We start from the raw sequence: 13,876 nt of genomic DNA, 5'->3' as shown, positions 1-13,876 counted from the left end.
CCGACGTAATACCTATCGGCACATCGGAATTGCGCACTTGGGCGCCCGCGGTGCAGGTGCCTGACGTGGTGCAGGTGCCTGACGTGGTGCAGGTGCCTGACGTGCGGGTGCCTGACGTGGCGCGGGAGCCTGACGTGGCGCGGGCGCCTCGCGCACCGGCGGCGCCTGTCGGGCAGGCCGCTGTGGAGCGGCTTCCGGCACCCGCGGTGCAGGCGCTTCGTGGACCGGCGCCTGCCGGGCCGGCGCCTCGGGAGCCGGAGCGTGGGTCTCTGGCGCCGGAGCGTCGTGGACCTGCGGCTCCGGTGCGCTCGGCTGCTGCCGCGGCTCTTGTTGTGCAGGTGCCGCGGGGCGGTCTTGCGGTCCCCGTTGCGGTGCCTGCGGAGCAGGGTCGGTCTGCGGCACCGAGTGCTCCCGAGGCGGAGCCACCGCTGGGTTTGGTCGGGGCGCCGAATCATCCGGAGGCACCGCGCCGCCGCGCGGCGAGTCTGTCTTCGGCCGGGTCGACTCGGGTCCCGACGGATCATGAGCCCGTCCGGGCCCAACATCAGCCGGTGTGCGTCGCTGCTGGTTGGCCTTTGGCGGTTGGTAAACGGGCACCGGTGAAAGCTCTGGCGCACTGAAACCCGGTGACACCTTCGATGGCGGCGCGGTCGGTACGGGCGCCGTCAATGCCGGTGGCGCAAGCTGATTCATCGCGGGCACGGCGGGTCGCTTCCCAAGCAGCGACGGCGGCTGCGACCCGATGGACACCGTGGTTCGTGGGCTGAGTTCGCGAGTGAAGTCGCGGACCGATTTGTGCGACAGGTCGCTCACCAGTGGCGCGGAGTTCCTCGCCTTGTCGGTGGAGATGAACTGCGTCAGCGAGGCCTTCAGATTCACCACCGGTCGCGACGTGCGGGGGTCGACGCCAGCAAGCGGTGCCCAATCACGCTTACGCGAATCGTGCCAATCTCTGTTCCTGTTCCAATTTTGGTACAGATCCGGGTTGAATCCGCGGGTCCGATCCCACTGCGTGCGGCGATACACCGGATCGTTGTCGCGGAACTTCCACTGGTAGTACTGCTCGTATGGATGGTGGCGGTTGTACCAGTCCTGATTGCGCGGATCACCCGGATGGTCGCGACGCTGACCCCATTCGTTGCGGCCGTCGCGGTCCCAGCCATGGCGGTCATAGCCTGCCCAGCTGTAGCCGGCCCAGTTGAAACCCCAGCGGTCGTAGCCCCACCGGTCGTAGCCCCACCGGTCGTAACCCCAGCGATCGAAGCCCAGGAAGTCGAAGCCGTACTGGTTGTAGCCGCCGAGGTCGTAGTTGTACCAATCGGTGGGGTCGTAACCGTAGAGGTCTCCCCATGACGCGTCGTAGTAACCCAGGTCTTCGAGATTCGGTGTCAGCGGAGGGCCGTACGGTTGCGGCCAGTCAGCCTCGGGGGCATCGGGAACATCGGGCGGCGGTGGCACGCTGCCGGCCTCGTCCGTGATCGGATAGCCCCAGGAGGGCGCCGCATCCGCGACCTCCGGCGGGTTGCCCGGGTCGGCGGACTGCGGTGCTGGAGGCGGCGCCGGCAGCGCAGGCAGTTGCTGCAGCGAGTCGGGCGTGTACTGCAGAAGTTGTTGCGTCAGTTGTAAATAGAGGTTCTGCAGACTGGTCCGCTCTGGTGACGGTGATAGGTAATCCAAGTCTTGTTTGGCTTGATTGAGCCACGTGCGGGCATCGGTCAATTGGTCAGGTGTTGGCTGCTGCCCGGCCCCGAGGATGTCCTGTGCCTGCTTCAGGTCGCTGACAACCGCGGCCAGGGCCACGTCTTGGGCGTGCTCGGGAAAGATCGTCTTCTCGGCGCCCCACAAAGTGCCGCCGGGTGCGGTCTCGTACGTTGCTCCCAGGACACCCGCGACGAGTATCACGGCCAATCCGCCGGCGACGGCGGTCTTGCTCCGGCGTGAGCGGGGGACCAACCTGCGCCACCGAGACCCGGGCTGAACCGACTCCAGTTGCTCTTCACGAGTGGGTGGGGGACTAAGAGTCGTCAAAGCGACCTCCTCGACGACGACCGATGGCGCGATTTCGGATGCTCAGGTGCTTGCTGCCTCCGGAGAACACGCATGCCTTTCATAACTACTAAGCACAACTAAAATTTACGTATTCCCGATCCCGCCCACCCACCGTCCTGGCCGGATTCATCGTCAAGCCACAGCGCTTACCTAGACACACATAGGAAACAACTCAAACTGCTTCTGCCACCGCCCCTTTTCCGCAGCGAAGCGCGATGGCTAGCCGCAGTCGTTCGCTAACGCCGCGCCCGCTGCCGTCGATAACCAGCCATGACCCCGCTGCCCGCCATCGGCTTGTTCGCCGCAGCAGCCGGTGCGTCATGGTCGTGGCTACCGGCGGCTCACGCCGAAGCATTCGCCCAACTGGCGCCGGTTGCGGTGGTGGCCTCCCCGACATGTGCGGGCAGCGTCAGCGCCGAGGCGCAGGTGACGCCAGTGCAGTTCGGCGAACGCGTCGAGAACGGTGTCCGCGTCGCGATCCATTACGACGCAGGCCGCTATGCCGGTTCCTGTGCGCTCACCGTGACCGCGGCCTGGACGAACCTCGACACGGGCGCCTCGGGAAGCAAGGACATCACCGCGGTCTCGACGATCGACGGGCACTACGGTTTCATCGGCTACGCCAACACCACATTCGACACTGGCAGCGGCACAGTCGTCGTCACTCTCAGTTCCCATCCGGGTGCCGAACTGCGGATCACACCGTGATGCAGGGTGGTGTGGAGGTCGGCGTTGTGGTGTCCGCGCTCGTGTCGTACCGTCAAGCAAGTTGATTAGCCGCGCTAGGGAGATGCGGGGCCCGCTGCCGGTCGCCGATCTCGAAAGGAGCTCGCATCCAAAGGATTTCGCTGACGCGTCGACTCGGCCAGCGCTGGATGGTGCTGGTGGCGGTTGCGGTTGTCGCGCTGGCGGGCTTCGCTGTGTATCGGCTGAACGGCATCTTCGGCTCGAAGGACGTCACGTCCACCCCGAGGGGCGCGGCGAACGAGATCGTGCCGTTCAACCCCAAGCACGTCGTGATGGACGTCTTCGGCCCGCCGGGCACCGTCGCGACCATCACCTACATGGACGTGAACGCCCAACCGCAACGCGTCGACGGCGCGACCTTGCCATGGGCCTACGACGCGACCACCACTCAGCCCGCGGTCTTCGTCAACATCTCGGCCCAAGGCGACAGCGACTCGATCGGCTGCCGAATCAAGATCGACGACGTGGTCACGGATGAGCGGACAGAGAACACGCTGAACGCCTTCACCTACTGTCTGGACAAGTCCGGATGAGCGTCCAAAGGGTGCCGGACTTCATCCGGCGCTACTCGGTGCTCATCGCGGTGTTCTGGCTGGGCCTCGCGGTGGTGACGAACGTCTTCGTGCCGCAGTTGGAGACCGTCGCCGAAGCGCACAACGTGTCGCTCAGCCCGCAGGATTCGCCGTCGCTGCAGGCCAGCAAGCGCATCGGCAAGGTGTTCGACGAATTCGACTCCGACAGTTCGGCGATGATCGTGCTGGAGGGCGACCAACCGCTCGGCGCGGAGGCGCACCACTACTACGACGGGTTGATCGCAAAGCTCGAACAGGACACCAAGCACGTCCAGCACATCCAGAACTTCTGGGGAGATCCCCTGACGGCGGCGGGTTCGCAGAGCGCCGACGGCAAAGCGGCGTTGGTGCAGTTGTACCTCGCAGGCAATCAGGGTGAGTCGTTGGCCAACGAGTCCGTCGATTCGGTGCGCAACATCGTCGAACACACCCCGCCGCCGCCGGGCATCAAGGCTTACGTCACGGGCGCCGCCCCCCTGGTCACCGACCAGTTCGAGGTGGGCCGCCACGGCACGCTGAAGACCACGCTGATCACCATCGGGGTGATCGCGGTCATGCTGTTCTCGCTCTACCGCCGCCTGACCACCGTGTTCTTCGTGATCTTCACGGTGATGATCGAATTGACCGCCTCCCGCGGCGTCGTGGCGGTGCTGGCCAACGCAGGCGTCATCCAGCTTTCGACGTATTCGACGAACCTGCTCACGCTGTTGGTCATCGCCGCGGGAACCGATTACGCGATCTTCATCCTCGGCCGCTTTCATGAAGCGCGCTACGCCGGGCAGGATCGGATCTCGGCGTTCAACACGATGTACCACGGCACCGCCCACATCGTCTTGGGCTCCGGGCTGACCATCGCGGGCGCGGTGCTCTGTCTGACCTTCAGCCGGCTCCCCTACTTCAACAGCCTTGGCGTTCCTGCCGGTATCGGTGTGCTGGTGGCGGTGATCGCGGCGCTGACGTTGGCGCCGGCCCTGCTGATGATCGGCCGTCACTTCGGGTTGTTCGAACCCAGTCGCCGACTGCAGACCAGAAGCTGGCGGCGCATCGGCACGGCCATCGTCCGCTGGCCCGTGCCCATCCTGATGGCGACGGTCGCCGTCGCACTCATCGGCCTGCTGGCCCTGCCCAACTACACCACCAACTACGACGCTCGCGGTTACATGCCCGCGGACGCACCGGCCAACGTCGGGTACGCGGCCGCGGAACGCCATTTCTCGCAGGCCCGGCTGAACCCGGAACTGTTGATGGTCCAAGCCGACCATGATCTACGGAATCCCACCGACATGATCCTGTTGGAACGCGTCGCTAAGGCGGTCTTCCACACCGACGGCATCGCCCAGGTGCAGTCGATCACCCGGCCCCTCGGCACACCCCTCGACCACACGTCGATCCCGTTCCAGATCAGTGCCGGCAGCGCCTCGCAGATCAACAACCTGCCGTTCCAACAGGCCCGCGGCGCCGACCTACTCAAACAGGTCGACGTGATCAACAGCTCCATCGACATCCTGCGGCAACAGTTCGCGCTGCAGCAGCAGTCCAGCGAAATCACCGACGAGCAGACGCAAGCGTTCAAAGACACCGTCGCCACCGCACAGGACCTGCGCGACAAGATCGCCAACTTCGACGACTTCTTCAGGCCGTTGCGCAACTACTTCTATTGGGAGCCACACTGTTTCGACATCCCCGCGTGCTGGGCGCTGAGGTCGTTGTTCGACGCACTCGACGGCATCGACGCACTGACCGACCAACTGAGCAACGTCTCGGCGAGCATCACCAAACTCGATGAACTGCAGCCGAAACTGCTCGCCCTGATACCGCCGCAGATCCAAAGTCAGCAGACCAACCGCGACCTGACCCTGACCAACTACGCTACCACCTCAGGCATCGACGACCAGACCGCGGCGGCACTGCAGAACTCGACCGCACTGGGTCAGGCCTACGACGCGTCGAAGACCGACGACTCGTTCTACCTGCCGCCGGAGGCGTTCACCAATCCGGAATTCCAGCGTGGGCTCAAACTGTTCCTTTCGCCGGACGGCAAGGCCGCAAGGATGATCATCACCCATGACGGCGATCCCGCTACACCCGAAGGCATTTCGCATATCGAGGGCATCAGACACGCCGCGCAGGAAGCCGTCAAGGGCACCCCGCTAGCCGGGTCCAAGATCTTCATCGCCGGCACCGCTGCTACCTACAAGGACATCCAGGACGGCGCCAAATACGACCTCATGATCGCCGGGATCGCGGCGCTGAGCCTGATCCTGCTCGTGATGATGTTCATCACCCGAAGTATCGTGGCGGCATTCATCATTGTCGGCACCGTTGCCCTCTCGTTGGGTGCCTCGTTCGGGCTCTCCGTGCTGATCTGGCAGGACATCTTCGGCATTGAGCTGTTCTGGATCGTGTTGGCGCTGGCCGTGATTCTGCTGTTGGCAGTGGGGTCGGACTACAATCTGCTGCTGATCGCTCGCTTCAAGGAGGAGATCGACGCGGGACTGAACACCGGCATCATCCGCGCGATGGCAGGCTCAGGCGCGGTGGTGACGGCGGCCGGTCTGGTGTTCGCCGCGACCATGGCGTCGTTCATCTTCGCCGACTTGCGGGTCCTCGGCCAGATCGGCACGACCATCGCGCTCGGTCTGCTGTTCGACACACTGATCGTGCGGTCCTTCATGACGCCTGCCGTCGCGGCGCTACTGGGCCGCTGGTTCTGGTGGCCGTTGACTGTGCGCCAACGTCCCGCACCGCAGCCGTTCCCGGCGCGACCAACAACTGGTCAGCTAGCGCTGTGGGACGACGCCGATTCCCGGCGCTGAATAACCGGAACGTCGCGCAACTTGCCCTTCAACCCCGCCACCCGACGCAATTGGGCGGCGATGTTCATCGAAGTCAGCATCGGGATACCGCCGACGAATGTCCGGAACGACGGATGGCCGCCATCCAGATGGAGCACGAAGAGGCACCCGACAACATAGAAAAATCCCATGCTGAACAGCGCTGCCGGTATCGCATACGCGAGCGGTGACCGGGCGTCGGCAATCAATTCCCTCGCGTAGTCCACTTCGTCCTGCGACATCGGTTCGCGATTGCGAATTTTGGCGAGCACCGCCTTGTGGGCGCCGACCTTCTCGCCCAACGGGTGCGACGTCCGCCTCTCCATCCGGCTGATGTAGACGAATACACAAGTGGCGAAGACGATTTCCATCACCGCAGCGAAGATCGTGAGATCACCCCATGGACCCAGACTCACCCGGTGAAGATTACCGCATCTAAGTGATCTCGACGCAGCGCAGCCCACATTTGACGGGCGCGACGAAAATCCAGGCGGACCAGAATGGCGGGCGCCGCAGTAGTCGTCGTAACGGCGGCTTCAGTGTCACCGGCACGCCAGGTGCCATCGAGTCGCGGGTCACGCCGTAGTACGTAACGATTCGAAACCCGTTGTATTGCAGGTTGAAACGTCAGCCCGGTGAGCAGCGCCCGTGACACTATTGTCACTTGGTGCAACGGCGAACGGCTCTCAAGCTCCCGCTGTATCTGGCGGCGGCCGCGGCACTGACCAGACTTTCCCCGGCCTCAGCGGAGACGGGTCGTTGGTCGGCTGACCGCGCCAACGCCTGGTATGCAAACCAGGGCTGGCTGCTCGGCGCGAATTACGTCACGTCGAACGCCGTGAACCAGCTGGAGATGTTCCAGGCCGACACCTTCGATCCGCGCCGTATCGCGGGCGAACTGAGCGTGGCCAAGCGGATCGGCATGAACACCATGCGGGTGTTTCTGCATGATCAGTTGTGGGCTGCCGACCAGGCGGGCTTCAGCCGCAGGCTCACCGATTTCGTCGCCATCGCGGCGGGTCACAACATCAAGCCGCTGTTCGTGCTGTTCGACTCCTGCTGGGATCCGCTGCCGAGGGCGGGGCGCCAACGCCCGCCGATCAAGGGAGTGCACAACTCCGGCTGGGTGCAGAGTCCCGGCACCCACCGCCTGCAGGACCCGGCGTACACGCCCGTGCTGCAGAGCTACGTCACCGGAGTGGTCGGCCTTTTTCGCAACGATCCCCGCGTCCTTGGCTGGGACGTGTGGAACGAGCCGGACAACCCGGCGCGGGATTACCGCAAGGTGGAAAGCCCGGACAAGCAGCAACTGGTCGCCGCCTTCCTCCCGCACGTGTTCCAGTGGGCGCGCGCAGTCAATCCGATCCAGCCTCTGACAAGTGGTGTGTGGCAAGGACATTGGCGAGATCCCGGAAGCCGAAGCGCGATCTGCAACATCCAGCTCGAAAACTCTGACGTGATCAGCTTCCACAACTACGGAAATCCCGACGAATTCGAGGCCCGCATCGACGAGCTCACTCCGCTCGGACGCCCGATACTGTGCACCGAGTATCTGGCGCGGAGCCTCGGCAGCACCGTTGAAGGCATCCTGCCCGTCGCCAAGCGGCGCAATGTCGGCGCATACAACTGGGGGTTCGTCGCCGGCCGCACGCAGACATATCTGCCGTGGGATTCCTGGAAGCGGCCCTACACCTCCGTGCCGAAAACGTGGTTCAGCGACCTCATACACCCCAGCGGACAGGCCCACGACGACAACGAGATCCGCGTCATACAGCAGCTTGCCGGAGTGGGCCGACCCGCTTAGGGCCGCAGCAACGAGCACACGCCGCGCGTTCCAGTGGACGTGAGCGGGCGATACCCGCGCCCGGCACGTCCGCATTTGAGGGATTCCTGGCTGAAACGAGGCGGCGCCGCCGACGCGCGCAGCGTCAGCATGGATATCAGACAAAACCCAACGAGAAAGCAGATGCCATGTCAGAAGTAATTGCGGGGGTGGAGCTCCCCGAAACGGCGGCGGTTGCCGAATCGACTCGCGTGGCTTCGGAGATGGTCAGCCCGCTCATTTACCACCATTCCCGCCGAGTCTTCCTCTTCGGCCAGCTGCACGCTCACCGGCTCGGCCTGCAACCCGATCCCGAATTGCAATACGTGGCAGCCATGTTTCACGACACCGGTCTCGTGACGCCGTTCTCCGATGTCGAACAGCGTTTCGAAGTCGACGGGGCCGACCGCGGGCGCAAGTTCCTGCTCGACCGCGGCTTCTCGACTGCCGCGGCCGATACCGTCTGGACGGCGATCGCACTGCACACGACGCCGGGGATCCCCGACCGGATGGGCCCCGAGATCGCGGCGACCTATCTCGGCGTGCTGACCGATGTGCTCGGGTACGGCCTCGACGATCTCAACACCGACCAGGTGAACGACATAGTCGCCGCCCACCCGAGGGGTGACTTCAAAAACGAGTTCCTGCAGGCATATTTCGACGGGTTCAAGAACCGCCCGGAGACCACGAACGGGACCGTGAACGCCGACGTCGTGGAACACTTCCTCCCCGACTTCCGTCGCACCACCACCGTCGAGCGCATGCTCGGCTCGGCCTGGCCCAGCTGAGCACAGGGTACGGGGGACCACGATGAACGCGGCAAACCACTTCACCGGCGGGCGGCGCCTCGGCAGAACCACCTCACTGGCTGTGCTGGTTTTCGCGAACGTGATGCTGATGGCATCGACTAGTGCGCCGTCGCCGATCTACCCCATTTATCTTGAGCGGTGGGGTTTTTCAGTGACGATGCTGACCGTGGTCTTCGCCGTGTATGTGGCAGGGTTGGTCGGCGCGCTGCTCACGGTCGGTTCGCTGAGCGACCACTTCGGCCGCCGTCCGGTGCTGATTGCCTCCCTGTTGGCAGCCGCGAGCGGAACCGCAATCTTCTGGGCAGCCCACGGGGTGGTATTCCTCGTGTTGGCCCGCGTGGTGCAGGGCATCGCCGCAGGAACGGCCACGGGCGCCCTGGCGGCCGGCCTGGTCGAGCTCTCCCCGGAGGGCCGCCCGCATGTCGGGCCAACGATGACCGCCGTGGGCACGAGTCTCGGCCTGGCGGTGGGCGGAGGTCTTGCGGGTCTGCTCGTCCAGGCGGTTGCACACCCCGACGCGGTGATCTTTCCGGCGCTCACCGGGGCGTTTGTCGTCCTGGCTGCCCTCGTCGCCGCGATTCCTGAGACCGCGGTTCGACGACCGGGCGCACGCGCTGCGATGCGCCCGAAAGTGCGGGTTCCGTGCGAAGCTCGGCCCCGATTGCTGGCCGCCGTTCCCGCCATCGTGGCCGGGTGGTCACTCACCGGGTTCTTCCTCGCGCTCGCGCCATCGGTGATGCGAGACGTGCTGCACGTCAAGTTCGGCGCCGCGGGCGGCCTCAGTATCACGGTGCTGTACATCGCGAACACCGCAGGTGGATTGTGGGCGGCGCGGCGGTCGGTGCGCGGCGCGATCGTCATCGGAGCGGCCCTGCTGTCAGCGGGTGTTGCGGTGTTGGCGATGGCTCTGGCGTTCGGATCTCCGCTCGGTTTCTTAGGGGGAGCGGTGATTTCGGGCCTGGGCGTCGGAGCGACTTTCAACGGCACGTTTCGCGACATCAGCCAGGCCGCCCCGGTGAAATCGCGGTCTGAGGTCTTCTCCGCCGCCTTCATGGTCAGTTATGCGGCACTGGGCCTTCCGTCATTGGCCGCCGGAATGCTGGCCCCCGCGTGGGGTCTGGAAACGACGAGCTACCTCTATGCCGCGTTCGTCGGAGCGGTATCCGTCGCGGCCACCCTCCACGCCGGTCGGCGCCGTCCCACCCCGGCGACCGCGCTCGCCTCCGCGCCACCGCTTCGCCAACCCATATGAAAGGAATCGACATGAAAGCCGTAACGGTGCGAGACCGTGACGCTGGTATCACCGGCCTGACGCTGGCCGACATTCCCTACCCCCATGCCGCCGAGAACGACGTCATCGTGCGCGTGCACGCCGCGGGGTTCACGCCGGGCGAACTGGACTGGCCCGCCACGTGGACCGACCGGGCAGGCCGCGACCGCACACCCACTGTCCCCGGACACGAACTGTCCGGTGTCGTCGCCGAATTGGGTTACGGCACTACAGGTCTCACTGTCGGTCAGCGGGTGTTCGGCTTCGCCGACTGGTGTCGCGACGGCTCGCTGGCGGAGTTCACCGCCGTGGAAGCGCGCAACCTCGCCGCGCTGCCCGCCGATATCGACCACACCGTCGCCGCCGCACTGCCCATTTCGGGACTGACCGCATGGCAGGGTCTGTTCGTCCACGCCAACCTCACGGTGGGACAAACCGTTTTGGTCCACGGCGCTGCCGGGGGCGTTGGGTCCATCGCCGTCCAACTCGCACGTGAGGTGGGAGCCCGGGTGATCGGCGCCGGACGGTCCAAAGACCGCGACGTCGTTCTCGGGCTCGGCGCGCACGCGTTCGTCGACCTCGACGCTGACCCACTGGACGGCGTCGACGACGTCGACGTGGTCTTCGACGTCATCGGCGGCGAAGTCCTCGAGCGGTCCACTGCGCTGGTCCGCGCGGGCGGCACGGTGGTGAGTGTCGCCATGCCGCCCACCGTGCAGCCGAAAGAGGGTCGTGCCGTGTTCTTCGTCGTGGAACCGGACCGCGCGCAACTCGCCGACCTCGCACAGCGAGTGCGCGACGGGCGGCTCAAGCTCATCGTCGGCGACGTGCGCCCGCTCGACGAGGCCCCCGACGCGTTCATCCACCACCGACGCGGTGGCGGCAAATCGATCATCAAGGTGGCAAGCGACCAAGGAGAACGGTCATGATCCGGAAACACGTCACGACGGCCCTGACGGCCATCTCGATCGCAGGCGCGGTCGTTGGCTGCGGTGCTTCGGCGGCGCAGCCAGAAGCTCCGTCCGAGACGCTCTCACTGCTGTCGACCCAGGAGCTTCCGAACGTCCCTGGCAAGACCTTCACCTCGGCGATCGTCACCTTTCCGGCTGGCGCGCATGCCGTGCCACACCGCCACGGCAACGCCTTCGTCTATGCGTACGTGCTCGAAGGCACGGTGAGCAGCCAACTCGAAGGCCAGCCCGCACAGGTGTACCACCAAGGCGAGAACTGGTCCGAGCAGCCGGGCGCGCACCACCTGGCGACCGAGAACACCAGCCAGACCGAAGAGGCCAAACTGTTCGTCGTCTTCATCTCCAATACGGGGGACCAACTGAAGATCGACGATCCGCACAGCTGAGCCGCCGCACGGCATCAGGCCCGACGAGCTGTGCTGAACCGGCGTTGGTAGGCCGTTGGCGTGATCCCCAACTTCCTCGCGAACACCCGGCGCATGCTCTCGTAGCTCGGGAACCCAGCGAGTTCGGCGGCCTGTGTCGCGCTGTGCCGTTGGTCGAGCAGCGCCCGTGCCATGTCGAAACGGATGTCCTCCACGAATCGCGCCGGTGTGGTGGACAATTCGTCGCGGAACAGCCGGGTCAGGTGTCGAGTGCTCACATTGAGGTGTTTCGCCAGCGCACCGAGCGAGTGGTCCCCGTGCGGATCCGCGGTGACCAGGTCGGTGACGCTGCGCAGCGCAGGGGAATGCGGCGCTGGCCCCTGCAGTGGAGCGGAGAACTGCGACTGGCCGCCGGAGCGTTGCATGTACACGACCAGCGCGCGGGCGACGTCGCGCGTCACGTCGGGCCCGTGGTCCTCTTCGACCAGCGCGAGAGCCAGGTCGATTCCCGCGGTCACACCCGCTGACGTGTACGTGTTGCCGTCGCGAACGTAGATCGCGTCGGGTTCGACGCGGCAGGTCGGACACCGGGCGGCGAGCTCATGCGCGACTTTCCAATGGGTAGTCGCGCGCTTGCCGTCGAGCAGTCCCGCGGCGGCAAGGATGAATGCCCCCGTGCAGATCGACCCCACCCGACGCGCCCCGGCCGCGGGCACGCGCGCGGACTCTGCGAGAGCCTCCGGCACACGAGTCCGCGGGTAGCGGTCGGCGCCGGCCACCAGGTAGGTGTCCGGTTCGGTCTCGTCGCAGACGGCACCGCCGACCGCGACCCCGAATCCGAGGTTCGACGTGACGGTCTCACCTGTCGGCGACACCAGCACGATGCGGTAGTCGGCGCCGAACCGGTTCGCTTCCTTGAACACCTCCGCCGGACCCGCGACGTCCAACAGCGTCACACCGTCGTACACGAGGAGCGCGACGCTGCGGGCGGACATTCGTCGATTATCGCGCCCCGGAACGGTTGGATGGCCACCTATCTACTAGAAGGGTGGCTGTGGCCACTGCCGCCAGGCCGAAGCGCTGATCGCGACAGTGCCCGGCGCCGTGGCCTCGCGCGAGCGTACGGCGATCGACCGGCTTGGCAATGAACGACGAAGTAGCACAGGAGTTCTTACAAGCCATGCAGAGGCGCCCGCGGTCGTCGCGCCGCTCCTGATCTACCCGGCATGGGCCGCGGTCACTGATCTCCTTGACGCACAACGAAACGGCGGGGTTGCATCCAGTCGGTGGTGTGGCTGACCGTTCGCAACTGGCGACTCGCCGTCGGCCCGAGGCCTGCCACTCAGCCGAACTCGAGCAGCGTGTAGGCGCCGCGGTGCTGCTTGGTCAGCTTCAGTTGCCAGAAAGCGGGGAACACGGTGCTGAACAGGAATCCCCGACCCCGTGGCATGGGCAGATCATGCACGGCGCGGATACCCGGCACGGTGTTGGCCAGGTCCGCCAGTTCGGCCGGCGACAGGCTGAAGGGCATCGGGGGTACGCGGTAGTGGCGCGTCGATCGGATGCCGTTCGGTGCGAACTTCTTCACCAGCACCGGGGGCAGATCGAAGATCATCTGGCCGCCGGGAAACCGTTTGGCGCACGCGGCGATCAAACCCATCGATTCTTCGGGCTGCAAGTACATCAGCAGTCCTTCGGCGGTGATGAACACTCCGCCGTCGGTGTCGACGGCATCCATCCAGCTGTAATCCAGAGCGGATTGGGCCAGATTCCTTATCCGCGGCGAGTGGGGCAGCAGCCGTTTCCGTAGCTCGATGACTGGTTCGAGATCGACTGTGAGCCACCGGAATTGGCTGTCAGGAAGAGCGCCGCTGAGACGCCAGAAACTGGTCTGGAACCCCTCGGCAAGGGCAACGACGGTCGCGGACGGGTGCTGCGCAAGGTACTGCATTGCGGCACGGTCGAAGGCCAGCGAGCGCAACGCCATCTCCTGGCCCTTGCGGCCGAACTTGTCGAAGTCGAAGTCGATCGAATCGACAAGCCGGATCGCCATCGGGTCATCGATGATCGCATCACGCAGGCCTGCCTGGTGCGCCCTGCCGTTGAGCGTCAGCAATGCCGTCTCGGAGACTCCGGTCAGCATGCTTGCGTCGGCTTTTTCTGCGTCTGCGGAGTTCACTGCACCGAATCTACCAACCGCCGCCGATACGCCGCGTCGGTCGGCACCTGACGACAGCGACGAACTCCGCCGACACGGCCATCGGCCTCAAAGCCAGTGTCATACGGCCGGTTTCGAACTGGGTACGGCATCCGCGATCAGAGGCAACTGCGCGCGCCATGCGCGGAACACGTTGTCGGGGTGCAGGTTCGGAGCAGGGTCGGTTCCACTGAATCCGGGGTAGTTTGCCATCGGTGTCCAGCGCCCCGAACGCCGTCA

The 13,876-nt window shown here is 65.3% G+C and carries 12 protein-coding genes; 8 read left to right on the top strand and 4 right to left on the bottom strand.

The features are described 5' to 3' along the window. Positions 1 to 12: 12 nt before the first annotated feature. Positions 13 to 2,028 carry a hypothetical protein gene (locus ACGFK1_RS22690; RefSeq protein ID WP_393434454.1) on the bottom strand — a complete coding sequence of 672 codons (2,016 nt, stop codon included), beginning with the start codon at positions 2,026 to 2,028 and terminating at the stop codon, positions 13 to 15. A gap of 291 nt (positions 2,029 to 2,319) precedes the next feature. Between ACGFK1_RS22690 and ACGFK1_RS22685 the strand changes: the two genes are divergently transcribed. From ACGFK1_RS22685 to ACGFK1_RS22675, 3 genes are all read left to right on the top strand, one after another. Then, positions 2,320 to 2,757, top strand: a complete 438-nt coding sequence (locus tag ACGFK1_RS22685; RefSeq protein WP_393434451.1) for a hypothetical protein — start codon at positions 2,320 to 2,322, stop codon at positions 2,755 to 2,757. Positions 2,758 to 2,882: 125 nt separating this feature from the next. Then, positions 2,883 to 3,329, top strand: coding sequence for an MmpS family transport accessory protein (locus ACGFK1_RS22680; protein ID WP_393434747.1), 447 nt, complete (start codon positions 2,883 to 2,885; stop codon positions 3,327 to 3,329). Continuing rightward, the gene (locus ACGFK1_RS22675; protein ID WP_393434448.1) at positions 3,326 to 6,184 is read left to right on the top strand and encodes an RND family transporter; all 2,859 of its coding nucleotides are present in this window, start codon (positions 3,326 to 3,328) and stop codon (positions 6,182 to 6,184) included. Before ACGFK1_RS22680 ends, ACGFK1_RS22675 begins: the two co-directional genes overlap by 4 nt. On the opposite strand, the gene ACGFK1_RS22670 is transcribed toward ACGFK1_RS22675, so the two are convergent. Next, entirely contained in the window at positions 6,145 to 6,618 is a 474-nt protein-coding gene (locus ACGFK1_RS22670) for a hypothetical protein (protein ID WP_393434445.1), read from the bottom strand. The two genes, ACGFK1_RS22675 and ACGFK1_RS22670, sit on opposite strands and share 40 nt — an antisense overlap. A 251-nt stretch (positions 6,619 to 6,869) precedes the next feature. Between ACGFK1_RS22670 and ACGFK1_RS22665 the strand changes: the two genes are divergently transcribed. The 5 genes from ACGFK1_RS22665 to ACGFK1_RS22645 all read left to right on the top strand — a co-directional run bounded on the left by ACGFK1_RS22665 (position 6,870) and on the right by ACGFK1_RS22645 (position 11,460). Next, positions 6,870 to 8,006, top strand: coding sequence for a 1,4-beta-xylanase (locus ACGFK1_RS22665; RefSeq protein ID WP_393434442.1), 1,137 nt, complete (start codon positions 6,870 to 6,872; stop codon positions 8,004 to 8,006). A 167-nt stretch (positions 8,007 to 8,173) separates the two neighbouring features. Next, positions 8,174 to 8,812 carry an HD domain-containing protein gene (locus ACGFK1_RS22660; RefSeq protein ID WP_393434439.1) on the top strand — a complete coding sequence of 213 codons (639 nt, stop codon included), beginning with the start codon at positions 8,174 to 8,176 and terminating at the stop codon, positions 8,810 to 8,812. Between the two features lie 22 nt (positions 8,813 to 8,834). Further along, the gene (locus tag ACGFK1_RS22655; protein ID WP_393434437.1) at positions 8,835 to 10,085 is read left to right on the top strand and encodes an MFS transporter; all 1,251 of its coding nucleotides are present in this window, start codon (positions 8,835 to 8,837) and stop codon (positions 10,083 to 10,085) included. An 11-nt stretch (positions 10,086 to 10,096) separates the two neighbouring features. Beyond that, positions 10,097 to 11,032, top strand: a complete 936-nt coding sequence (locus ACGFK1_RS22650; protein WP_393434434.1) for an NADP-dependent oxidoreductase — start codon at positions 10,097 to 10,099, stop codon at positions 11,030 to 11,032. Beyond that, entirely contained in the window at positions 11,029 to 11,460 is a 432-nt protein-coding gene (locus ACGFK1_RS22645; protein WP_393434431.1) for a cupin domain-containing protein, read from the top strand. The genes ACGFK1_RS22650 and ACGFK1_RS22645 overlap by 4 nt, the downstream gene beginning before the upstream one ends. Before the next feature lie 14 nt (positions 11,461 to 11,474). Here ACGFK1_RS22645 and ACGFK1_RS22640 read toward each other — a convergent pair whose 3' ends face one another. Together ACGFK1_RS22640 and ACGFK1_RS22635 are read right to left on the bottom strand one after the other, a co-directional pair. Continuing rightward, the gene (locus ACGFK1_RS22640) at positions 11,475 to 12,434 is read right to left on the bottom strand and encodes a GlxA family transcriptional regulator (RefSeq protein WP_393434428.1); all 960 of its coding nucleotides are present in this window, start codon (positions 12,432 to 12,434) and stop codon (positions 11,475 to 11,477) included. Between the two features lie 347 nt (positions 12,435 to 12,781). After that, the gene (locus ACGFK1_RS22635; protein ID WP_393434744.1) at positions 12,782 to 13,582 is read right to left on the bottom strand and encodes a class I SAM-dependent methyltransferase; all 801 of its coding nucleotides are present in this window, start codon (positions 13,580 to 13,582) and stop codon (positions 12,782 to 12,784) included. Positions 13,583 to 13,876: the final 294 nt, after the last annotated feature.

The sequence above is a fragment of the Mycobacterium sp. NPDC048908 genome (assembly GCF_043197955.1).
In the GTDB taxonomy this organism is placed as follows: domain Bacteria; phylum Actinomycetota; class Actinomycetes; order Mycobacteriales; family Mycobacteriaceae; genus Mycobacterium.
The sequence above is the reverse complement of the archived record's forward strand: the minus strand, read 5'-3'. Positions and strand labels throughout refer to the sequence as shown.